We start from the raw sequence: 23,042 nt of genomic DNA on the forward strand, positions 1-23,042 counted from the left end.
GGCGGAGGTGCCCTTTTTGTATTAGAATTGATGAAAAGTTTGACTTCTACTCCCAAGGAATATCTATGTTTAGCTGATTCAATTTTATCAAACAGAACAAATGTTTGCAAAGACTTTTGGAATGTGTTATACTAAGCATAATTACAGGGAAGACTGTGACTATAATGACTATAAATTAAGTCAGCAGCGACATGATAAAACAGAGCAGAGTCAATGATAATTGAGGTACAGATATGGCGAAGCAATATATAAAGATACGAGGTGCCAATGAGCACAATCTGAAAAACATTTCCATTGATATTCCGAGAAATGAGCTGGTCGTCCTGACCGGACTTTCTGGTTCGGGTAAATCATCTCTGGCATTTGACACGATCTATGCTGAAGGGCAGCGGCGGTATATGGAGTCCCTGTCGTCCTATGCGCGTCAGTTCTTAGGTCAGATGGAAAAGCCGGATGTCGAGAGCATCGAGGGCTTGTCCCCGGCGATCTCTATCGACCAGAAATCGACGAACAGGAATCCGCGTTCGACGGTCGGCACAGTGACGGAGATCTATGATTATATGCGTCTTTTGTACGCACGGATCGGTATTCCGCATTGCCCGAAGTGCGGTCGTGAGATCCGCCGCCAGACGGTCGATCAGATGGTTGACCAGATCATGGCGCTGCCGGAGCGCACGAAGATCCAGCTTCTTGCCCCGGTCGTGCGCGGGCGGAAAGGACGCCACGAGAAAGTGCTGGAGCAGGCAAAGAAGAGCGGCTATGTCCGTGTGCGGGTGGACGGCAGCTTATACGAGCTTTCCGAGGAGATCACGCTGGATAAAAATATCAAGCACAATATTGAGATTGTGGTCGATCGCCTGGTGGTCAAGCCGGGGATTGAGAAACGCCTTTCGGATTCGATTGAAACGGTCATGGGTCTCTCCAATGGTCTGATGCTGACCGATACGGCGGTGCGGGATGAAAATGGCGAAGAAAAGCACGATACCCTGACGTTCAGCCAGAATTTTTCCTGCCCGGACTGCGGTATCAGCGTGGATGAGGTCGAGCCGCGCAGCTTCTCTTTCAACAACCCATTTGGTGCGTGCCCGGACTGTTTCGGTCTGGGATATAAGATGGAGTTTGACGAGGATCTGATGATTCCAGACAAGAGCCTGAGCATCAATCAGGGTGCGATCACGGCGATGGGATGGCAGTCCTGCACGGACAAAACGAGCTTTTCCGGCGCGATCTTAAATGCATTGGCAAAAGAATACGATTTCAGTCTGGATACCCCGTTTGAAGATTATCCGAAGGAGATCCATGATATTTTAATTTACGGAACCGGCGGCAAGGTTGTGAAGGTGTATTACCGTGGACAGCGTGGCGAGGGAATTTATGATATTGCCTTTGAGGGGCTGATTCAGAGCATGAACCGCAAATACCGTGAGACGTTCTCTGATTCAATGAAGGCGGAATATGAGACATTTATGCGGATCACGCCGTGTCCAGCCTGCAAGGGGCAGCGATTAAAGAAGGAATCTCTGGCAGTCACGGTTGGCGGGAAAAATATTTTCGAGGCGACCGATATGTCGATCGTCAAATTCCGCGAATTTATCGATGCGCTGGAGCTGACGCCGATGCAGCAGGCGATCGGTGCGCCGATTTTGAAAGAGATTCGGGCGAGGATCAGCTTCCTTATCAATGTCGGTCTGGAATACCTTTCCCTGTCGCGTGCGACTGGCACGCTGTCCGGCGGCGAGGCGCAGCGAATCCGCCTGGCAACCCAGATCGGCTCCGGTCTGGTCGGTGTGGCATATATTCTGGACGAGCCGAGTATCGGACTTCACCAGCGGGACAACGACAAGCTTCTGGATACCCTAAAACACCTGCGGGATCTGGGAAATTCAGTTCTGGTGGTTGAGCACGATGAAGACACGATGCGCGCGGCAGACTGTATCGTGGACATCGGTCCGGGCGCGGGCGAACACGGCGGCGAGGTCGTGGCGATCGGCACAGCGGAAGAGATCATGAAAAATGAAAAATCGATTACCGGTGCATATTTGAGCGGGCGTATTCAGATTCCGGTGCCGTCCGAGCGGCGGAAACCGACGGGATGGCTTACTGTCAGAGGAGCGGCAGAAAATAATCTGAAAAATATCGATGTTAAATTTCCGCTGGGCGTGATGACCTGCGTGACGGGCGTTTCTGGTTCGGGAAAGAGCTCACTTGTCAATGAGATTCTTTATAAAGCGCTGGCAAAGAAGCTGAACCGCGCACACACGATTCCGGGAAAACATAAGTCCATTGAGGGCGTCGAGCAGCTTGACAAGATCATCGCGATCGATCAGTCTCCGATCGGACGGACACCGCGTTCCAATCCGGCGACCTATACGGGGGCATTCGATTTGATACGCGATCTGTTTGCCGCTTCCACCGATGCGAAAGCTAAAGGTTACAATAAAGGCCGTTTCAGCTTCAATAAAAAAGGTGGACGCTGTGAGGCGTGCTCCGGCGATGGAATCATCAAGATCGAGATGCATTTCCTGCCGGATATCTATGTGCCGTGTGAGGTTTGCGGCGGCAAGCGCTATAACCGGGAAACGCTGGAGGTCAAATATAAGGGGAAAAGCATCTATGATGTCCTCAATATGACGGTCGAGGAGGCGATGAAATTCTTCGAAAATGTGCCGTCCATACACCGGAAGATTGCGACACTCTACGATGTAGGACTTTCCTATATCCGTCTGGGACAGCCATCCACCGAGCTGTCCGGTGGAGAGGCACAGCGAATCAAGCTGGCGACGGAGTTGAGCAAGCGTGGAACCGGCAAGACGATCTATATTCTGGACGAACCGACTACGGGACTTCATTTTGCCGATGTACACCGTCTGATTGAGATATTAAGACGTTTGTCGGATGGTGGAAATACCGTGGTTGTCATTGAGCATAACCTGGATGTCATCAAAACTGCTGACTACCTGATCGACATCGGACCGGAAGGCGGCGAGGGCGGCGGAACCGTGATTGCGAAAGGAACACCGGAAGAGGTGGCAGCGACGCCGGGATCGTATACGGGGAAGTATGTGAAGAAATATTTAAATGTTTAGGACAATAAGCGGGAATCCTCGGCAATTCAATTACCGATATGAAAGCGCAGGGTGTGCATATCTGCACAATGCAAATAGTATAATAATTCTCATCCTTTGCTCTCAGTTGAGAAGCCCCACCTCTTTAGGTGGCGAGTAATAACAAATTTGTCTTAGTGGGAGTTAGGTCTCCGATTGAGATAAACGCTCCGCGAGGATGCGCAGTGATTCTGCATAGAATATGCATTTTTACTTGCGGATAGGAATTTTCTGCACTGAAAATTCCGTACGATATCATACTGGTAGCGGATTTTGCCGATGCTTCGCTGACCAGAATCACGCGCCAAGTCTCACGGATGTTCGACTTGAATTGAATCGAAAAGCATTTTTCTGAAAAAAGTGCCTGAAAATACCGTAAAAATGGCTTGTCTTTAATTGCCGGGTATTTTATAATAAAAGTTACAGGAATTGACAGGAAGAGAACGTGGTATAGCTGCTGAACAGATTGCGACCGGTTATTTTTCGATTGGCGGCGATGGGGCTGGAACGGAGTGATTACCTGCGGCAGCAGTATGACTGTTACAGTTCACATGTTGTGCAAGCGTGTGACCATAAATCCTGGAAGTTGATTCGAAGCTACAAGTTGATGAAGTACGGATCGCAGCATAAAATTATAGGAGGAATACTCGTGGAGAAAGAGATGATCATTGTACTGGACTTTGGCGGACAGTACAATCAGTTGATTGCCAGAAGAGTAAGAGAGTGTAACGTATATTGTGAGGTTCATCCTTACACCCTGCCGCTGGAAAAAATCAAAGAGATGAACCCGAAGGGTATCATTTTCACCGGCGGACCGAACAGTGTATACAAGGAGGAATCTCCGAGATGTTCAAAGGAAATCTTTGATCTGGGAATCCCGGTACTGGGTATCTGCTATGGCGCACAGCTGATGTCCTACCTGTTAGGTGGCGAGGTTGCCACAGCACCGGTCAGCGAATACGGAAAGACTGAGGTAGAGGTAGACACAACATCTAAGCTGTATGAGGGTGTATCCCCGAAGACCATATGCTGGATGAGCCATACCGACTATATTTCCAAGATGCCGGAAGGTTTCCGTGTGACAGCCCATACTCCGGTCTGCCCGATTGCAGGTATGGAAAATGAAGAAAAAGGCTGGTACGGCATCCAGGCACATCCGGAGGTACTTCATACACAGGAAGGCTCCAAGATGCTGCATAACTTCGTATACAGTGTCTGCCATTGTGCAGGTGACTGGAAGATGGATGCGTTCGTAGAGAAATCCATCGAAGAAATCCGTAAAAAAGTAGGAAATGGTCGTGCCCTTCTGGCTCTGTCCGGCGGTGTAGACTCTTCCGTAGCAGGCGTCCTGATGGCGAAAGCGATCGGCGACCAGCTGACCTGCGTATTCGTCGATCACGGTCTGCTTCGTAAAAACGAGGGTGACGAGGTAGAGGCAGTATTTGGTCCGAACGGTCCGTACAAGCTGAACTTCGTCCGTGTCAATGCACAGCAGCGTTTCTACGATAAGCTGGCAGGTGTAACCGATCCGGAGCGCAAGCGTAAGATCATCGGCGAAGAGTTCATCCGCGTATTTGAGGAGGAAGCAAAGAAGATTGGCAAAGTAGATTACTTCGTACAGGGTACGATTTACCCGGATGTGATTGAGTCCGGTCTTGGAAAATCCGCTGTTATCAAGTCCCACCACAACGTAGGCGGACTTCCGGAACACGTAGATTTCAAGGAGATCATCGAGCCTCTGCGTATGCTGTTTAAAGATGAGGTCCGCCGCGCCGGTCTGGAGCTTGGTATTCCGGAAAATCTGGTATACCGTCAGCCGTTCCCGGGTCCGGGACTTGGCGTTCGTATCATCGGTGAGGTAACCGCAGAGAAGGTACGCATCGTACAGGATGCAGACGCTATTTACCGCGAGGAGATCGCAAAAGCAGGTATCGACCGCACACTCGGTCAGTACTTCGCAGCCCTGACCAATATGCGTTCCGTAGGCTGCATGGGCGATGTCAGAACCTATGACTATGCCATCGCACTTCGTGCCGTCCTCACATCCGACTTCATGACCGCAGAATCCGCAGAACTTCCGTGGGAAGTACTTGGAAAAGTCACAAGCCGAATTGTCAATGAGGTAAAAGGTGTAAACCGCGTACTGTATGATTGTACGGGGAAACCGCCGGCTACGATTGAGTTTGAATAAGAGCCACAAGTCTTGGAATCCGCTAAACAAGCGGATTCCGAGACTTTTTCTTTTGCTCTGCTACTAATTTGCTACTAATAGCAACTACTCTTTTTCTATCGTTTTCAGTTGGTTGTCATTAACTTTAATAGCAAGAAACCCTGATGACTGCTGGGTTTCTTTTATATGATCTTTCTTTGTGGCATCTGGATGATTTTCCCTGATGCGGTATTTGGTGGTACTAACGCAGGTCCAAACTGAGGTCGGATTGTTACATCTGAGCCGTTGTCTTGAGTCTGAGACACTTCACATGTGATACCTGCTGCTTTAAGCAGAGGGTTATCAGATGGTGGTTCAGGTGTTGGCGAATCTGTCGCCTGCAATGATTCCAGACTATGCACAAGCTCCTGCTGTTTATGTGGAAACAGATGAGAGTATGTGTTAAGTGTTGTGGATACTTTCTCGTGTCCGAGCCTGTCTGCTAACATCAGCGCATCACAGCCCTGATTAATAAGTAAGCTGGCGTGCGAATGCCTGATATCGTGGATTCGTATCTTCTTTACACCTGTTTTTTTGCAACCTCTTATCATCTCGTGTGAGAGATATGATTTTGTTACCGGGAACAGCCTTTCATCTGCGTCAAGCATATACCTTGACTGGATATAGTCTGATAGCTCCTGGCAGAGAAAATCCGGAATCGGAATCTTTCGCTTACTTTTTCTTGTCTTAGGTGATGTAAATACATCTTTTCCTTCTATCCGCTGATATGTTCTGTTGATGGATATTGTCTTGTTATCAAGGTCAATATCAACAGGTGATAGAGCAAGCAGTTCACCTTCTCGCATACCAGTCCAGTACAGGACTTCAAAGCATATATACGATAGCGACTTGTCTTTTACACCCTCACGGAAAGCAATATATTCATCGTAAGTCCAGTAATCCATTTCCTCAGCCTTTGCTTTTCCAATGGTGCCTGCCTTGCTGCAGGGATTGGTGTTAAGGTCATAGAAACGCTTGGCGTAATTGATGATGCTGTTAAGCTCCGTGTTAATCTTTTTCAGATAGGTCTGGGAGTAATTATTCGGCGAACTCATAAGCTTCGCCTGCCATCTTCGTACATCAGAGGCTTTGATTTCATTTATCGGCTTGCTACCGAAGAATGGAAGAATATGCGTCTGTAGTACCGCCTTTTTTGTCAGAAGAGTTGACTGCTTAAGTCTTGCAACCATATCCTCCATATAAATTTCATAAAGGTTTTGAAATGTCATGTCAGGGTTGGCAGACTGTTTTTCCAGAAAATCCCTTTCAAATCCTAAGGCTTCCTTTTTGGTGGCAAAGCCTCTTTTCCACTTCTGTTTTTTGATTCCCTGCCAGTTCGTATAATAGAACTTGGCGAACCATTTACCAGTTTTTTCATCTTTGTAAGCTGGCATAAATATCATCTCCTTTTTGTAAAATTGTTGTGCAATCATCAAAGGCTATGATATAATCTACTTGTTCAGGGTGATTATAAAGCCTTCGGGTCAATCACTTACATAGCTTCGGTTATTCCTTTTGCGAGAAGGAGTGTGCCGGAGCTTTTTCTTTACTAAAGGTGTAAGCCTGCAATTATTCAGTTTTTAATCGGCTTCATTATCCAGTCTGGAATCCTTATAATATGCCAACATATCTGATTTCCATGAATCAAACTTTTCTTTTGAAATTTTTCCTGTCTGAAGCATATTCTTCTTTTCTATCCAGTTTTCCATAAAGAGACAGAAGTCTGCATCATATTTTCCATTGCCTTTGCCATTAACCTTGATCCCGGCAGTCCATTCAGGATTTTCAGGAGGTTTGGTGTTGGTCAGCTCAAATGAAAAATCAGTAAGTTCAGTTATGGCAAAGAGAGCGTTGATAACATCTGACATAGTGTGGAATTCATATGCCGGATATTTAGTAGTCGTATTATCTTTGGGAATATTATTATCTTCTGGAGATAAAAGCTCCTGCCATGGAACATTTAATTCATTAGCAATCTGTTTTAAAACATCTATCTTCATTAGTATTTCACCAGACTCATATTTCTGGATAGTGCGTTCTGATTTACCAAGATGCTGTGCAAACTCTTTTTGAGTAATCTTCTGTGCTCTGCGCTGTTTCTGTATTGCCTTCCCGATTTCTTCTGGAGAAGACATAGTGATTTTAATGGAATGAGAATTAGTCATTCTGTCCACCTTCCTTTATATGAAATAGTCCGTTGTAAAGATGCGTATAAGATTGATAATAAATGAAATACGTATCAGTAAGTGACTTATTTATGATTGTAAGATTACTTTATCATAAGCAAAAACGAATTGCAAGTGCGTAATTACAAAAAATTTTATTGACAAATTTTGAAAAGGATATTAAGATAAACACGAATTAGAAATGCGGATTAGATAAAGAACAGGATAGTGACTTTGTGAAAAAACGTATTTAAAATAACAATTTATGAAAGGAGGAGCTGCATGAAGGGTATAAAGGAAGCATTCATAGATGCAGGTGAGATAAGCCAGATGCTTGGTATCGGGATGACAAAGGCATATGCGATTATAAAGGAATATAATGCAGAGCTTGAGGCAAAAGGTTATTTCACCATGCGGGGCAAATGTCCAAGGAAGTACTTTGAACAGAAAATCTATGGTTACGAAGATTATTACAATCCGGATTATGAGCCACAGCGTAACCGAAGCAAGGTTGTAGAAGAAATGGATTATGAAGCGGCAGTTGGGGATTCTGTGATAAGTGAACAGGATGAAGTGGATATACCGCCTGAAACAAATGAATTGTCGGAAGATGGTGCTGAGATAGCAGAAAATGTGATGTTGGATGCAGATGTAATGGTGAAAGAGACAACTGAATAGGTGAATCCAGCGAGTGGGGGCAAAAAGCGCCACCACTCAGATAAGCGAGAAAAAAGTCATGGTGGCGGAAAGTGCCATCAAAATGGAAAAGTGGTGGCGGAAAACGCCACTAAAACAGTAAAATGATGGCAAAAAACGCCACCATATCAGTAATTGTGGTGGGATATTAACCACCACATATTATATACAGGGTGCAGGTGCTCCTGCCAAGACGGAAAACTGTGTAAACGCTGATGCGTTTATATTTTTTCGGGAAAAGGTCCGACCTTTTCCACATCTTGCAAAACCTATGAACACATTTTTAAGAAAGGTTGGAAAAGCAATGGTACAGATAAAAAGAGATTGGTTTGATACAGCATTAGAAAACTACGAAAGGGGAGAAACGCATGGCAGATGGAAAGAGAAGATACAAGTCTGACAGGAAAGATTATAAGGTATCTGTGAAGCTGTCGGAGAAAGATATGGATATTCTAAAAGAGGCACTTAAACGGACAGGAATGACAGCAAGTGTTTATATAAGAGAATTAATACGGACAGGTGGCAATATAGATACAAGTTATCCAGAGGACAGGGCAAGAGTAATCCGTGTTATTGCCGGTATTGCAAATAATATTAATCAGGCAGTAAAGCTTGGCAATTCACAGGGAAAGTTATATTACAGCGATATTGATAAACTGCAGAGCGGTCTGGATGATGTAAAGAAAACAGTGCTGGAAATATGGCGATTACAAAGATCCTGAATATCATGGAATCGGAAGGCAGAAATCCGGCATCGCACCTGAAGAATGCTTTGGAATATATTCAGAATCCGGATAAGACAGAAGAATGTGTACTGGTGGGCGGTATTAACTGCCTGCCGGATACAGCATTTGAGCAGATGGAAGAGACAAAGAATATATTTCATAAGACAGGTAAAAGGCAGGGCTATCATGTGATTATATCGTTTTCACCGGAGGAAAAAGTAACAGCAGAGCAGGCAATGTATGTACTCGAGCATTTCGCAAAGGATGTGCTTGGTGATGATTATGAGGCGGTGTATGCAGTCCATACTGACAGGGAACATATGCATGGGCATCTGATCTGGAACAGTGTCAGCATGACAACCGGTAAGAAATACAATTCACCTAAAAACAATTGGAAAAATCATCTCCAGCCTATTACAAATAAATATTGTGATGAGCTGGGACTTTCCGTCATGCCGGCAGAGTACAGCAGAAACCCAAAGAATATCAGCAGGGACAAATGGGAAAAGGAAATGTCAATGAAAGAGATAATTCTCAGAGATGCTAAGATGCGTGCATATGCTGCCGGGAATGTGGAGCATTTTAAATATCTGATGAAAAGACTTGGATATGTATTCAAGAAAGATGCGTGGATGGAGGTGCAGGCACCGGGATTCCGATATTATCATAGTCTGGCAAAGATGGATGAAATGTTTGCAGAGGATAGGCTTAGACATCATGTGGATATGCCTTGGATGGCAAAGCCTTATTTTTATTCGTCGGATATTAGAGGATTGCATAGGGAGAAACTATCACCATACCAGAAACGATTTTATGCAAAGCTGTATCAGTTAAGGATTGTAGAGCAGAAGCGCTTTGTAGTTGGTGGAGCAAAGTACACAGAGGATTTGAAGAGGTTTCATCAGTTACAGGATGAATATCTGCTGCTTGTGAATAATGACATCAAAAGTGTTGTGGAGCTTGTGGATTTCATAAGTCAGCAGGAAGAAAAGATTCAGCAGATTGAGAACAGACAGCATGAGATATACAGAGAAAGTTCTAGCCGGAAACGGAAGATTAAGACGGATGAGCAGTATCGCGAGTATCAGATATGGCATGTGGGAGTGCAGGAAGAACTGGACGAGTTGAAGCAGGAGAAAAGGGAAATTAAGAGGCAGATACAGCTTGTGGAAGGTATTATGCAAGAGGATTTGTATACGGCATATTATGTGGTATCGGAGGATGAGGAGATTGTTGGTGATAGGGAAATTGAGATACCGGGGATGGAAGAAGAGACTGAGGTTGAGAAAGTAACAGGAGCAGTTGTTTATCCGGATATAAATGTAACGGGAATGAATTCTGCCAATATTCATAATGATGGAAATGGGCAGAAGGAGCAAACTAATATAACGGGTAAAAGTGAATTTGGGGGAACAAAAGAAACTGTGCCTGTGGGCAAAGCAAGTTGGATTGTTAAGAAAATATCAGAACTTGGTGATTATGAGAATGTCAGTGATTCCGTTAAGGCTGATATATTCGGATTTGATATTGCTGATGTTAGTGGAAGCATAAGGTTGTTCTCGGATGTAATGAAAAGGCTGGGGATAAAACTAGACGGAGATGAGCTTTATGAGGAGTTTCAGAGAATTTACGATGAGTGTGTTATTAGAAATGCTGATAAAGTAAAGGCCGAAAATAGGTTGTGGAATAAGGGAAGAGGGAGATGATTCCTCTGCTCTTATTCTATTAGGATAGGTGGAGCAGGTCAAATATACTACAGATTGAAAAAATCAATTTGAGATTGAAATAGAATAATTCAAATGATATACTAAAGAAGTAATAAATAGTTGTGATGTCATGAAAGGGATTAATAATGGCAATCAGATACAATAAATTATGGAAACGATTAATAGATGAAAATATGATGAAAGTTGACCTTAGAGACCAGGCAGGAATTACAACAAATGCGTTGGCAAAACTAGGGAAGAATGAACATGTGAGTACACAAGTATTGGAAAAAGTATGTAACGTATTGCATTGTGAGATACAAGACATTATGGAATTCGTTCCAGATGAGGAAAGGGAAGAAAAGTAATATGGCTAAGAAGAAAACAGTTGAAAAAGCATTGAACTTAGATAGTATTTTATTTAATTGTAGGGATTACCTACGTGCGGCACGTAACTCAGGCTCATTCTTTGAAAAGAGAGATATGATGCTTACACTTGTATTCTTAAGATTTATTGGAGAAAAGTATGAAGACGGAATTGAAAGGTTAAAGCAAACGCTGATAGAACAGGGATTAGACCCGGAAGATGAAAATATAAGAGCAGCCTTTTTTGATGATGCTACTTTCGCAGATGGAACATATAATTTACCACCAGAAGCAAGATGGTCGACAATCATTAATACACCGGCTCCGGGATTAAATGTTGCACTTGATACTGCTTTGCAAAGACTCGAGGAAGAAGATTCACAATTAAAGGGGTGTTTTGTTAAAGGAACATTTATTGCACGAAATCTAGCTGCCAATGATATAAAGAAAATTGTTGATGAGGTAAACAAAATCAACCATAAGGCATTTGGCGAAGAGAAGGATCTTATTGGTCGTGTATACGAATATTTTCTTAAAGAATTTGCAGTAAATGCAACAAAAGAAGAAGGAGAATTCTATACACCGCATGACGTGGTTCAATTGATTGCAACTATGATTGAGCCTTATGATGGCACTTTATATGACCCTTGCTGTGGTTCGGGAGGAATGTTTATTCAGAGTGCTGAACTTGTAAAGTCAAAGCAGGGAAACTTAAATGGCATCAATATTTATGGTCAGGAAAAAGAACCAGCAACATATCGTCTTGCAAAAATGAATCTTGCACTTCGAGGAATTAGCCATAATCTTGGTGATGAAGCTGATTCTTCATTCACTCATGACTTGCATAAGGGATTGTATTTTAATTATATAATGGCAAATCCCCCATTTAACCTTAAAGGCTGGTATAACGACAATTTAAAAAATGACGCTCGTTGGACAGACTATGTAACACCACCGGAAAGTAATGCTAACTATGCCTGGATTCTGCATATGCTTTCGCATTTGAAGAAAGCTGACGGAGTTGCCGGTTTTCTTCTTGCAAATGGTGCATTAAACGACAGTGACACTTTAGAAATTCGTAAAAAATTAATTCAGAAAGATAAGGTGGAAGCTATTATTGTTCTTCCTAGAGAATTGTTCATTACTACTGATATCAGTGTTACCTTTTGGATACTGAATCAGAATAAAAAAGGCGGTAAATATCACGGTAGAAATCTTCGTAATCGTGAACATGAAATTCTTTTTATGGATTTACGTCAGTGGAGGGAAAACCCAGTTAAAGGCGAGAACAAAAAGAAGGTACGTTTGGTAACGGAGCAGATTGAAAGAGCAGCAGACATATACCATACATGGCAGAGCGAAGGCACTGATGGTACGAATTATGAAGTGCCTGAACTTTGTCGTAGTGTGGGTATTGATGAGATTGAAAGCAAGGGATGGACACTTACTCCGAGCAAATATATAGAATTTATTGACCGTGATTTGGATATAGATTATGAAAAGGAAATGGCTCGTATTCAGGCGGAAATGAAAGAAGTTTTGGCGCAGGAAAAGAAATCCCAGCAGATGCTGGAAGATGCATTTAGGGGGATTGGTTATGGAATTGACTAAATATAAACTTGGGAAACTGATTGAACAATGTGATAATCGAAATACCGATGAAGAATATACGGCTGATGATGTTAGGGGAATCTCTACAGGTAAGGAATTCATTGAAACTAAAGCTAATATGGATGGAGTTAGCTTAACATCGTATAAGATAGTTAAAGAGAATGAATTTGCTTATGTAGCAGATACCTCAAGGCGTGGTGATAAGATTGCTGTTGCATTTAATAGAAATGAAGGCAATATTTTGATTTCCTCAATATATACCGTTTTTTATGTAAGTAATCCAGAATTACTCCTTTCCGACTATTTATTTATGTTTTTTAATCGTTCTGAATTTGATCGTTATTCACGATTTAATTCTTGGGGGTCTGCAAGAGAAACTTTTAGTTGGGAAGATATGTGTGATATAGAAATCGACCTCCCACCACTTCCAATTCAGCAAAAGTATGTTGACATTTACAATGCTATGCTTGCAAATCAGCAAAGCTATGAGCGTGGGTTGGAGGATTTAAAACTGGTTTGTGATGCGTATATTGAAAATTTAGGACGAAAATTGCCTTGTGAGATTATTGGTGCGTATATTGAGGAATTTAATCAGAAAAATGGAGGTGGTCTGACTTTAGATTCTGTAAGAGGAATTGCAACAAGTAAAGAATTTATAAATACTAAAGCTAATATGGATGGAGTTTCTCTGAATAATTATAAAGTAGTAGAGCCTGGGATGATTGCTTTTATTTCTGACACTTCGCGAAGAGCAGATAAAATGTCGCTAGCCTTGAATCAGTCAGATGAGAACTATTTGGTATCCTCAATATCAACTGTAATGCAAACTGATAGTGCTAAGCTACTTCCTAAGTATTTGTTTTTATTCTTTTGTAGAGCTGAATTTGATCGTTATGCTCGTTTTCATTCATGGGGGAGTGCAAGAGAAACATTTAGTTTTGAGGACATGAAAGATGTATCGATTCCAATACCAAATTTGGAGATTCAGAAATCTATTGTGGAGATACACGAAGCATATATAACGCGTAAAGAGATTAACGAAAAACTCAAAGCGCAAATAAAAGATATCTGCCCGATTCTTATTAAGGGTTCTATCGAAGAGGCGAGAAAAACAAAGGAGGCGTAATCTATGGCTAGGTTAAAAGAATACAATGGTTACTATTGTGAATCGGAATATGAGTATGCCTTCATTGGTTTTTTGGAGACTGAGGGCTGGATATATTCTTCTGGTAACAACATTTCTCGCGTAACCAAGAGAGATGTGCTGATTGCTGATGATTTCAAGAAGTTCATAGTCGATACAAATCCAGATTTAACCGAAGATGAGGTGACTCAGATTTTTGATAATGTTCGACTTGTCGGAAGCGAAAGTGACTTTGCTACCTTGCATAAGGTTTATGGCTGGATGGTTAATGGCATTCAGTTTACACCTCAAGATGGTATTGCAAGGATGATACCTCTCATCGATTTTAAAAAAGATAGCAATAAGAATATTTTTCGAGTAGTAAACCAGTTCACAGTGGAATATACAAACAACGGTCAGAAAGAAAATCGTAGACCGGATGTACTCTTATTTGTAAATGGTATGCCACTGTGTGTTATTGAGTTAAAAAATCCTGCGGATGCAAATGCGACCATTTATGATGCGTGGGAGCAAATTAATATCCGCTATTGGAGAGATATTCCACATCTTTTGCATTACTGTACTTTGGCTTGTATCTCCGACGGTGTTAAAACAAGACTGGGAACAGTCCATACTCCTTATGAGCATTTTTATGCATGGAGGCGTGTGAATGATGGTGATGCAGTATATACTTTGCCTTTTGAAGAAACCGAAACAATGATAAAGGGTGTTTATGCACCTGAGCGATTCTTAGAGATTTTCAGAGATTATATTTATTTTCAAGATAGCATTTACGATAGTGACGAAGTTGAAATTGTATGTCGTTATCCACAGTTTTTTGCTGCAAGATTACTCAGGCAAAGTATTATTAATTCTGTTGTTCAAAAAAGCGGTAAAGGTGGAACATATTTTGGTGCGACAGGATTCGGAAAAACATATACTATGGCTTTTCTTGCCCGTCAGCTTGCACTTCGCTGTACAGATATACCGGAAATCGGCTCACCGACAATTATCCTGATTGTTGACCGAGATGAACTTCAAAAGCAGGGAGCAAAGCTTTTTACAAAGAGTAAGGAATTTTTGAACCTTGGTGAAGTAGCTGTTGTAAAAAACAGAGCACAGTTAAGACAGGAACTTGGCGCAAGGCAAAGTGGCGGCTTTTACATTTGCACAATTCAGAAGTTCTGCGACCGGGAAGATGACAAAATCGGTCTTATTAATGACCGACAGAATATTATATGTTTCTCTGATGAAGCACACAGAACTCAGCTTGAACATTCTAAGAAGATTCAATTCAGCAAGGATGCTGATGAAAATATGAAAGCTATGGTTTCAAAGCCATACGCAAAGGTTTTGAAAGAAGCATTCCCACAGGCTACTTTTGTTGGATTTACCGGTACTCCTATTGCAGAGACTTATCAGACTTTTGGTGATGAAATTGATAGATATACCATGGATCAGGCAGTTGCAGACGGATTGACTGTTTCTATCAAATATCATCCTCGTATTGCAAAGGTTTTACTTGATAAAGTAAAAGTAAAAGAGATTGAAGATTACTATAAAAAATGTGCTAATGATGGTGCAACATATGAGGATATCGAAGCAAGTAAAAAAGCAATGAGTTCTATGGAGGTAATTCTCGGAGAACCTTCACGATTAGAACGTCTTGCTACAGACATTCATGATCATTATATTTCTTCCTGTGCAGGTGATCCGGATAGAATACAGAAAGCAATGGTTGTTTGTTCAAACAGAAAGATTGCGTATGCGTTACTTCAGAAATTCAAGGATAAATATCCAGAATGGTTTGAAGAAAAGAAATCACCTGACGGAGTTGCTGTAACCGAAGAAGAATTGAAAGAATTGAAGCCAATGCCATTTATCGCAATGGTGTCTAGTGTTGGTAGTAACGATGAAAAAGATATGTATAATTATTTGGGCGGTGTTAAGAATGATAAGCGTTCTGAAGAACTAGACGCTGCTTTTAAACAGGAAAAATCAAACTTCCATATTGTTATTGTTGTAGATATGTGGATTACAGGCTTTGACGTTCCTTGTCTTACATACTTATATAATGACAAGCCTCTTAAGAAGCATTTGTTGATACAGACGATTAGTCGTGTAAACAGAAAATATCCTGGAAAACAATTTGGTATGGTAATTGACTATATCGGCATTCGCAACAATATGCGTGAAGCAATGAAGGTTTATGGTGGAGATACTTCTGTTGCACCTACATCTGATGATGTCGAACAGGCTACATCAGTGTTCAGGGAAGAGTTAGAAATTTTAAAAACGCTGTTTAGTGATTATGATTTATCACCTTTCTTAAATCCAGATTGTGCTCCTATCGAGCGTTACAGACTTCTTGCTAAAGCTGCCGAGTATGTATTTGCATCAACGCAGAAATTACAAACAGAAGGAAATAAGGGGACTCAGAAGGTTTCATTTAAAACCTATTTTTTAAAGACAGTAAAACGAATGAGGGCAGCTTTTGATATTTGTCAGCCTTCCGGTTATCTTGGGGAAGAAGAATCTGCACTTGCACAATGCTTTATGGCTATAGCAGGTTTTGTTCGTAAGATGAGCGGAACAAGTGAAGTAGACACTGATACGATGAATCGTGCAGTTTCAAAGATGGTTGAAGAAGCATTAAAATATAATCAGGTGGAAAGTGTTCTTGAAAGCGGAGAGGAAGAAGATATTTTTTCTCCGGAATATTTTGAAAAATTATCTGATGTCAAAATGCCAGCAACTAAATTGGAACTTCTTGTGAAAATGCTCCGTAAACAAATTAAGGAATATGGAAAAGTTAATCAGTTAGCTGCAAAATCATTTCAGGAAATGTTGGAAAAGACGATTGCAGAATATCATGAAAGACGTAAACATCTTACTGCTGAAGAAGCCGGTGAGACACAGGAAAAGGCATCAGAGGATATCATTAAGATTGCAACGGAACAGGCTTTAGCTATTCTTCGTCAGATGAACGAAAATAGAGAGAGTTTTCGAAAAATTGGCTTAACATTTGAGGAAAAAGCATTCTATGATATTTTGATTTCTCTGCGTGACCAATATAACTTTGAGTACGGAACAGATAAAGAGGTAGATGGTGTTGCAGTCAATGATAAATGTAAAGCATTAGCTAAGAAGATAAAGGATATTATTGATACAAAATCCTCATTTGCTGATTGGCTCAATAATCAGAATGTTCGTAACCAATTAAAACTTGATATAAAAATCTGCTTGGTGAAGAATGGTTATCCACCACAGTATAGTCCGGAAGTATTCAATAAAGTTATGGAACAGGTGGAGAATTTTGAGGAGTATTCCATAACAGAAGATATAGGAAATGAAGTAGATAATTCTGCAAAGATTTATCAATATGAGCCAGAGTATAGGGTGATGAAGGTTGCGGAAGATTCGGCAAAATATGGAAAAGATTAAATGAAGTATTATTTCTAGGAGGAGTTAAATTGGATTACATAGATATTATTGAAAAGAGTATATATAATATTGATTCAAAAATCTGTGGAATAATTGATGACTATAAAGTATTGCAAGATTCTCAAAAAGTTGCAGACTATGTAATTCAATTTTTTCGCACTTATTTAGAACATATTGCAGCACGTATATATGCTCATGAAAATCCTAATAAACAAGTACCAATTAGAGGAAAAGATAAATGGTATACCCAATATATGAAACCGCTCAAAGAGAATAATGAATATGGATATATATGGAATTTACATCATTCACTCCAGATTACGACATCTCATTATGTACCTGCAGAGGATGGGGCTATTCGTTTAATGGATGGTTATTTATCTCAATTATATCAGTTAAGAGATCAGATGAGAGAAAAGTTTGGATTAGTTCTGATGAGTAATCTCGACGAGTATCCGCAGGAGAAGAATTCTGAATTAGATCCATATTATGAAAAAATTTATTTTGCATTAAAGGGTATACATTTGGAATATGGCACAAAACATACTAACGATAGATATTACATTACAAGGAAAAAATACCGAACGGTAAATGGAAAAGGCTTTTTTGAATATACACTGTCATATGCACAGGAAGAAATAACTAAATTTGATCGATTTGTTGCATATTCATTTAATGATATTCCGGATAATTATTCTATTCAATGTGATTTCGCTCAAGCAAATGTAGATTTTAACGGAGTTGATATTGACATAAAGTGCCTCATTGCTTGGAATGTTTCTATACGTCCGTGCGAATTGGAGAAGTTAGCTGCAATATGTGGATATGAAATTAAAGTAAGATCTGATGATTTGTATTACAAAGCATTGATGAAATTTCTTAGTAGAACTGGAATGAATCTGATGGACATTCTTTTGGCAGATGAGGGGGACTATGAGATTTATATTCAGCAAGTGGAACTGAGTAAGAAACCTGAATTGGAAGAAACTTTTGATAAAATAAGAGAGATTATCATTGGTGAAAAACCAGGAAGTAACATTTTAAGATACATCACCGCTTATTTGAAGAATGATGTAATTAGAGACCAGTTGTCGGATCGTTCAAATAATCGTCTATCGTATTTATATCTGAAGAATGAGGCAATACCATTTGATGAAATGCCGTATGCTTCAAGTTTATGTGGACATAATTTACTAAAATCAAGATTGAATAAATGTTTAGAGATATATAATTGCGAACATCAATATGTGTCGGCAATGGTCAATAGAGAAGCATATGATAGTAATACATTATATGTAACGGTGGATGAAAATCAATTGGATTATTATCAGTATGAGGTGGAGAAATTTAATCAAAACTTGTATGAAAGCACGAAACAGCAACTTAGAAAAATTGAGACATTTACAAACCATTTGTATGTTAAGAATTATTATGAGATAACCAAATCTGTTATAGAAAAGTTACAGCAATATACTTCGGAAGCTGTCGATGGTTATTCTGATATGCTTGCAGACAAAGCAGAATTTATGAATGAAATTGATGATGTTGAAAAGCAAAAAATATTAGAAAATATCTTTATAAATTCTAGATTAGGAATGGTTTATGGTGCAGCAGGAACAGGTAAAACAAGAGTAGCAGAGTATATTGCGAAATTATTTGATGATAAGAATATTCTTTTGCTTGCTAACACAAATGCTGCGAAAAATAATTTGGAGAGAAGAATAAATTCTTCTTGTGATTGCTACACAGTATATGACTATTTGAAAAATGGATATAGCTGGAAAAGGTATGATCTGGTTATTTTGGACGAGTGTAGTACAGTATGTAATGAAGATGTTTTTAATCTGTTTGAAAAGTGTAATGCGGAAGCATATTTACTTCTTGGAGATATATACCAGATAGAAGCAATAAAGTTTGGAAATTGGTTTAGTTTTGCAAGATATTTTGTTGATAAAAAATCTGTTTATGAGCTATCAACTCCGTACAGGGCAAAGGATAAAGCAATTTTGCTTGATATGTGGACTTGCGTGAGGAAATTTGATGAAAATATGTTTGAAAGACTACAAGCAAATGGATTTATATCAACTTTAAATGAATCTATTTTTGAAAAAGATGATGAGGAAATCATTTTATGTTTAGGATATGATGGATTGTATGGAGTCAATAATATTAATAGATATATGCAGAAAATCAACCCGTCTAAGCCGATTGAATGGGGGAATTGGACATATAAGATCGGAGATAAAGTTTTGTTCAATGAGAGTAGAAGATTTGGAAACGTCTTATATAACAATTTGAAAGGCCGTATACTATCAATTGACAAGAAAACGGATGAAATAGTATTTCAAGTATTGGTTGATAAAGTTATTGATAAGACAGAGGCTGGTTTTGCAGGTATTAAACTTGTTGAGTGTGCTTATGATGATAAATCCATTGTTGAGTTTAATGTGAAAAGGCGAGTTGAGCGTGATTCTGATGCTGATTATTCTGAAGAAATCGTACCATTTCAAATTGCTTATGCGGTATCTATACATAAAGCACAGGGTTTGGAATATGAATCTGTGAAGGTTGTAATTACAGAGGATGTTGACGAAAGAATATCACATAATATTTTCTATACTGCAATTACAAGGACAACAGATAGGCTTAAAATATATATGAGTAAAGAAACACAGAATAAACTGGCAGAGAAGTTTGTAAAAAGTAATGTAGGCTTGCAGCAGGCACAATTATTTGCAGGACATGCTGGATTGAAATTGAAGAATAAATTGTCCTCATAAGTGAGTCAGTGTAAATAATCAAGAATATAATTTGTTAAAGGAGTGACACCGAATGATTGATATATACACAGAAAAAAAGGATACAAAAGATTGGATTATCAAGAATGATTTATTCTTTAATTTAAATACAAGTAATGAAGAAATGTCTGATAATGAAGTAGCATTAATTAAGCAAATCGATGATGCAAAATTGAAACCAGACAAGCATATAGAAACCAAGTATGGATTGGGAACTATCCGTAATCTTTCTTCTGGATGTAAGACATTGCTCAATATAGTAAAGCATCCCGAAAAAGTGGTGTGCGTAGAGGAATGTGGACCGAATGTGCTTAAGGTGATATTTGCCATGGATAAAATAAAGATTTATATGTCACGACCATCTCTTGCAGATATTCCGGATGATGCAATTATTAGATTTAATGATACGGATGTTGTGACAGGAAGTGCTGGATACAATGCGTGGTGGAGTAAGGAATATGAAAGGAGAGAGGCGAATGATTTATAATAAAATAGCATTTCAAGCAGATCCTTTTTCATATGATTTGGTGTTCGAAGATCGTATTACTCTTGTTGGCGGAGATAGTGGTACTGGAAAGACGGTACTTTATGACATGTTGGAGGACTTGAAGCAAACCGAAGAATATAATGCAATTAAACTATTCAATTATAAATCTGAGGATGTATTAGAGAAATTGAAACAGTGCAGAAACAATTTTGTTGTTATTGATAATGCTGATATTTTGATGGATGACGAGGTAAGGCGATTCATCAATTTTGAATTTTCGAATCAGTATATGTTATTCCTAAGAAATTGCGATGGACTGAACGTCTCAGATAAGAGTTTTAAGGTAATGAAGTTTAAGAGTAATAGGATTACTTTAGAAGAGGAGTTGTGATATGAAGTATTTATGGACAGAGGACACAGGTGCTGGACTCCACTTCTGGAAGTTAGTCAATCAGCTTTTCTTTGATAATGCACTTGTAGTTGAAAGTAAAGAGAGTAACCAAGGCGTCTTGTATTCCTTGACATCATTGAATGCAAAGGAAGAAGATGAATATTACATAGCATTTGACTATGTGCCAGATAATTAGGATATTGGAAATAAGTATCGCCAGTTGAAACAATTAGTGGAAAAGTCAGAAGCAAAGATTATTATTCTTGATATGATTTGCTTTGAATACTTTATATTGGCATTCGATAAGTTGGTGTCTTGGACTGGAACCGGTAAGACGGATAAGATAAAAATGCGCGAAGATATTCTTGCAGCAATAGAAGATCACAGAATAGATTTGTCGAAGATTGAGAATCAGAAGACAATGCAGTATTTGTTTGGATTTAAGAGATATTCTACAGAACGAGTGATGAAAACGTTGGTAGGTGAATTTATACAAAACGAGAAGTGGTCTGTTAAGGGGCAGCTTATGGGTGAATGCTGGTATAAGGATTGTTGTGTATCTGAACATATGGATAGTCTTAGGTGTGGAAAGCCAGAGGTTGAGGATGGAAGTGAGAAGATGAGGGCGTTGATAGAGTCGGAGGAAGTACAGAGGAAAATAAAGGCTATCTGTAGTAGTTGTTGATGATAGGCGTACTTTGAAAAATGTAGTTTTGATTTTGGGTCCAGTAACAAAAGAAGATGCAATGAAATCAGAGAAGTACCTTCTTTATGAAGCATTGAAAAGAGTGCAGAGGGGGAGCTTTGTCACTATCTATGGAAGAAGACTGAAGTTTTTAATTTGATATATATGGAGGTATACTTTATAAAGAAGATTAGAGTCAATACATCAATATAAAGTGAAACAAATTATAGCAACAATAGTAATTACACGGATTGTAGTATTTGTTTGCAAGTATGAGATATTGCATTTCATGTGATTATTATCTAGAGGAAATTTATATATGTATAAGAAAAGTGAAATAGAAATAGAAGTATTACCAGCGAATGAGGGGGACTGTATATTAATTACAATTGAAAAAGAAGATATACATATACTTATAGATGGTGGAACTGCAGAGACATATAGAAATTATTTAAAAACTCGTTTGATACAGTTAAGAAATGAAGGAAAGGAAATTGACTTATTAATTGTTACACATATTGATAACGATCATATAGGAGGAATAATTGAGCTGCTTAAGGAAAATGGCTCAGATATGGATTCCAAAATAATCAGAATTAAAAATATATGGCATAATAGTTACAGGCATTTACAGTTTGATAAAAATCAGACGTTAGGTAAATCTGAAAAAAATATATTGAATAAGATTATTGCTAATGGGGAAGTTTCCTTAAATTACAATGTTGGTAAGAGTAGTCCGATTAGTGCAATACAGGGAACAACACTTGCTGGGTTAATATTTGAAGGCTACTATCATTGGAATGAACAATCTGAAGGGCAGGCTATCATTAATAATGGAATAAATTATCAGTTTGGAAAAGAATGTTTTATATCAGTATTAAAACCCAATATTTCTGACTTAGAGAAACTTGGTAAGAAATGGAAGATAGATTTAAAGAAATCAAAATACTCATTTGTATTTTCGGAAGATAAGTTATTTGATGACGCTTTCGAATACTATTGTCGTTGTATGCCAACAGATGGAAATGGAAATAATGAAAAGATATGTTACTCGAACCATAATACAGAAGAAATGACTATTGAAGAAATTTCTAGGGAACCAATGAGTGAAGATAATTCTATTACGAATAGGTCTTCTATTTCAGTAATAATTAGATATAGAAATAAGAAGCTCTTGTTTTTGGCGGACAATATAGCTGATGATGTTCTAGAGTATTTATCACAAGAAGACAGGGGGTATTCATTAGTAAAATTACCACATCATGGTTCCGCAAATAATATTAGTGATGATTTTGTTGAATGTATAGAATCCGATACATATTTGGTTTCAACAAATTCAGAAAAGTATAATCATCCTGATATAGAAACATTGGCAAAGATTGCATGTAAGAGAACAGAGTATGTTAAGAGAATATATTTTAATTATAAAATTGACAAAGTTGCAGATTTTGAAAAGAAAATTTATGGAATGAATGATATAGAGTTTGTTTATTTAGGGGAAGGGCAGAAAATATATCTGTAGAAGGTGAACT

General features: G+C 39.3%; 17 protein-coding genes. 15 read left to right on the top strand and 2 right to left on the bottom strand.

Features of this window, described 5'->3' with window-relative positions; genetic code table 11:
- Nucleotides 1-233 precede the first annotated feature (233 nt).
- Nucleotides 234-3,086, top strand: a complete 2,853-nt coding sequence (gene uvrA, locus DW931_RS08080; protein WP_118481917.1) for an excinuclease ABC subunit UvrA — start codon at nucleotides 234-236, stop codon at nucleotides 3,084-3,086.
- 667 nt (nucleotides 3,087-3,753) lie between these two features.
- Nucleotides 3,754-5,295 carry a glutamine-hydrolyzing GMP synthase gene (gene guaA / locus DW931_RS08085; protein ID WP_107000558.1) on the top strand — a complete coding sequence of 514 codons (1,542 nt, stop codon included), beginning with the start codon at nucleotides 3,754-3,756 and terminating at the stop codon, nucleotides 5,293-5,295.
- 161 nt (nucleotides 5,296-5,456) lie between these two features.
- Here the strand turns inward: guaA and DW931_RS08090 are convergent, their stop codons facing one another.
- Both DW931_RS08090 and DW931_RS08095 read right to left on the bottom strand, forming a co-directional pair.
- Nucleotides 5,457-6,707, bottom strand: coding sequence for a site-specific integrase (locus tag DW931_RS08090; protein WP_182426642.1), 1,251 nt, complete (start codon nucleotides 6,705-6,707; stop codon nucleotides 5,457-5,459).
- A 186-nt stretch (nucleotides 6,708-6,893) separates the two neighbouring features.
- A complete protein-coding gene (locus DW931_RS08095) occupies nucleotides 6,894-7,478 on the bottom strand; it encodes a helix-turn-helix transcriptional regulator (protein WP_118468236.1) in 585 nt (194 codons plus the stop codon).
- A gap of 282 nt (nucleotides 7,479-7,760) precedes the next feature.
- Between DW931_RS08095 and DW931_RS08100 the strand changes: the two genes are divergently transcribed.
- The 13 genes from DW931_RS08100 to DW931_RS08155 all read left to right on the top strand — a co-directional run bounded on the left by DW931_RS08100 (nucleotide 7,761) and on the right by DW931_RS08155 (nucleotide 23,032).
- Nucleotides 7,761-8,156: a hypothetical protein gene (locus tag DW931_RS08100; protein WP_118468234.1), complete on the top strand. Its 396-nt coding sequence runs from the start codon at nucleotides 7,761-7,763 to the stop codon at nucleotides 8,154-8,156.
- A 386-nt stretch (nucleotides 8,157-8,542) separates the two neighbouring features.
- Nucleotides 8,543-8,896, top strand: coding sequence for a plasmid mobilization relaxosome protein MobC (gene mobC, locus DW931_RS08105; RefSeq protein ID WP_118468232.1), 354 nt, complete (start codon nucleotides 8,543-8,545; stop codon nucleotides 8,894-8,896).
- A gap of 5 nt (nucleotides 8,897-8,901) precedes the next feature.
- Nucleotides 8,902-10,605: a relaxase/mobilization nuclease domain-containing protein gene (locus tag DW931_RS08110; protein WP_243036932.1), complete on the top strand. Its 1,704-nt coding sequence runs from the start codon at nucleotides 8,902-8,904 to the stop codon at nucleotides 10,603-10,605.
- Nucleotides 10,606-10,751: 146 nt separating this feature from the next.
- Nucleotides 10,752-10,973, top strand: a complete 222-nt coding sequence (locus tag DW931_RS08115; protein ID WP_118468228.1) for a helix-turn-helix transcriptional regulator — start codon at nucleotides 10,752-10,754, stop codon at nucleotides 10,971-10,973.
- A 1-nt stretch (nucleotide 10,974) separates the two neighbouring features.
- Nucleotides 10,975-12,582 carry an N-6 DNA methylase gene (locus tag DW931_RS08120; protein ID WP_118468226.1) on the top strand — a complete coding sequence of 536 codons (1,608 nt, stop codon included), beginning with the start codon at nucleotides 10,975-10,977 and terminating at the stop codon, nucleotides 12,580-12,582.
- Nucleotides 12,569-13,708 carry a restriction endonuclease subunit S gene (locus DW931_RS08125; RefSeq protein ID WP_118468224.1) on the top strand — a complete coding sequence of 380 codons (1,140 nt, stop codon included), beginning with the start codon at nucleotides 12,569-12,571 and terminating at the stop codon, nucleotides 13,706-13,708. Before DW931_RS08120 ends, DW931_RS08125 begins: the two co-directional genes overlap by 14 nt.
- Nucleotides 13,709-13,711: 3 nt before the next feature.
- Complete coding sequence (locus tag DW931_RS08130; RefSeq protein WP_118468222.1) at nucleotides 13,712-17,149, top strand: HsdR family type I site-specific deoxyribonuclease; 3,438 nt, start codon at nucleotides 13,712-13,714, stop codon at nucleotides 17,147-17,149.
- Between the two features lie 29 nt (nucleotides 17,150-17,178).
- Entirely contained in the window at nucleotides 17,179-19,929 is a 2,751-nt protein-coding gene (locus DW931_RS08135) for an ATP-dependent RecD-like DNA helicase (RefSeq protein WP_118468220.1), read from the top strand.
- A 52-nt stretch (nucleotides 19,930-19,981) separates the two neighbouring features.
- Nucleotides 19,982-20,434: a DUF4869 domain-containing protein gene (locus DW931_RS08140; protein ID WP_118468218.1), complete on the top strand. Its 453-nt coding sequence runs from the start codon at nucleotides 19,982-19,984 to the stop codon at nucleotides 20,432-20,434.
- Nucleotides 20,424-20,825 (top strand): ATPase, encoded by a 402-nt coding sequence (locus DW931_RS08145; protein WP_118468216.1) that lies wholly within the window; start codon nucleotides 20,424-20,426, stop codon nucleotides 20,823-20,825. The genes DW931_RS08140 and DW931_RS08145 overlap by 11 nt, the downstream gene beginning before the upstream one ends.
- 1 nt (nucleotide 20,826) lies before the next feature.
- Nucleotides 20,827-21,021, top strand: a complete 195-nt coding sequence (locus DW931_RS16215) for a hypothetical protein (RefSeq protein ID WP_227589621.1) — start codon at nucleotides 20,827-20,829, stop codon at nucleotides 21,019-21,021.
- A 24-nt stretch (nucleotides 21,022-21,045) separates the two neighbouring features.
- The gene (locus tag DW931_RS08150; protein WP_227589622.1) at nucleotides 21,046-21,510 is read left to right on the top strand and encodes a hypothetical protein; all 465 of its coding nucleotides are present in this window, start codon (nucleotides 21,046-21,048) and stop codon (nucleotides 21,508-21,510) included.
- A 319-nt stretch (nucleotides 21,511-21,829) separates the two neighbouring features.
- Nucleotides 21,830-23,032: an MBL fold metallo-hydrolase gene (locus DW931_RS08155; protein ID WP_118468214.1), complete on the top strand. Its 1,203-nt coding sequence runs from the start codon at nucleotides 21,830-21,832 to the stop codon at nucleotides 23,030-23,032.
- Nucleotides 23,033-23,042 lie beyond the last annotated feature (10 nt).

It is taken from the genome of Clostridium sp. AM43-3BH (assembly GCF_003479985.1).
Lineage (GTDB): Bacteria > Bacillota > Clostridia > Lachnospirales > Lachnospiraceae > Otoolea > Otoolea fessa.

Coding starts and splice junctions, on each gene's coding strand:
- DW931_RS08100 (WP_118468234.1), top strand. CDS start 7,761: ATGAAGGGTATAAAGGAAGCATTCATAGATGCAGGTGAGATAAGCCAG.
- DW931_RS08130 (WP_118468222.1), top strand. CDS start 13,712: ATGGCTAGGTTAAAAGAATACAATGGTTACTATTGTGAATCGGAATAT.
- DW931_RS08095 (WP_118468236.1), bottom strand. CDS start 7,478: ATGACTAATTCTCATTCCATTAAAATCACTATGTCTTCTCCAGAAGAA.
- DW931_RS08115 (WP_118468228.1), top strand. CDS start 10,752: ATGGCAATCAGATACAATAAATTATGGAAACGATTAATAGATGAAAAT.
- DW931_RS08140 (WP_118468218.1), top strand. CDS start 19,982: ATGATTGATATATACACAGAAAAAAAGGATACAAAAGATTGGATTATC.
- DW931_RS08155 (WP_118468214.1), top strand. CDS start 21,830: ATGTATAAGAAAAGTGAAATAGAAATAGAAGTATTACCAGCGAATGAG.
- DW931_RS08125 (WP_118468224.1), top strand. CDS start 12,569: ATGGAATTGACTAAATATAAACTTGGGAAACTGATTGAACAATGTGAT.
- DW931_RS08120 (WP_118468226.1), top strand. CDS start 10,975: ATGGCTAAGAAGAAAACAGTTGAAAAAGCATTGAACTTAGATAGTATT.
- DW931_RS08090 (WP_182426642.1), bottom strand. CDS start 6,707: ATGCCAGCTTACAAAGATGAAAAAACTGGTAAATGGTTCGCCAAGTTC.
- uvrA (WP_118481917.1), top strand. CDS start 234: ATGGCGAAGCAATATATAAAGATACGAGGTGCCAATGAGCACAATCTG.
- mobC (WP_118468232.1), top strand. CDS start 8,543: ATGGCAGATGGAAAGAGAAGATACAAGTCTGACAGGAAAGATTATAAG.
- DW931_RS16215 (WP_227589621.1), top strand. CDS start 20,827: ATGAAGTATTTATGGACAGAGGACACAGGTGCTGGACTCCACTTCTGG.
- DW931_RS08110 (WP_243036932.1), top strand. CDS start 8,902: ATGGAATCGGAAGGCAGAAATCCGGCATCGCACCTGAAGAATGCTTTG.
- DW931_RS08145 (WP_118468216.1), top strand. CDS start 20,424: ATGATTTATAATAAAATAGCATTTCAAGCAGATCCTTTTTCATATGAT.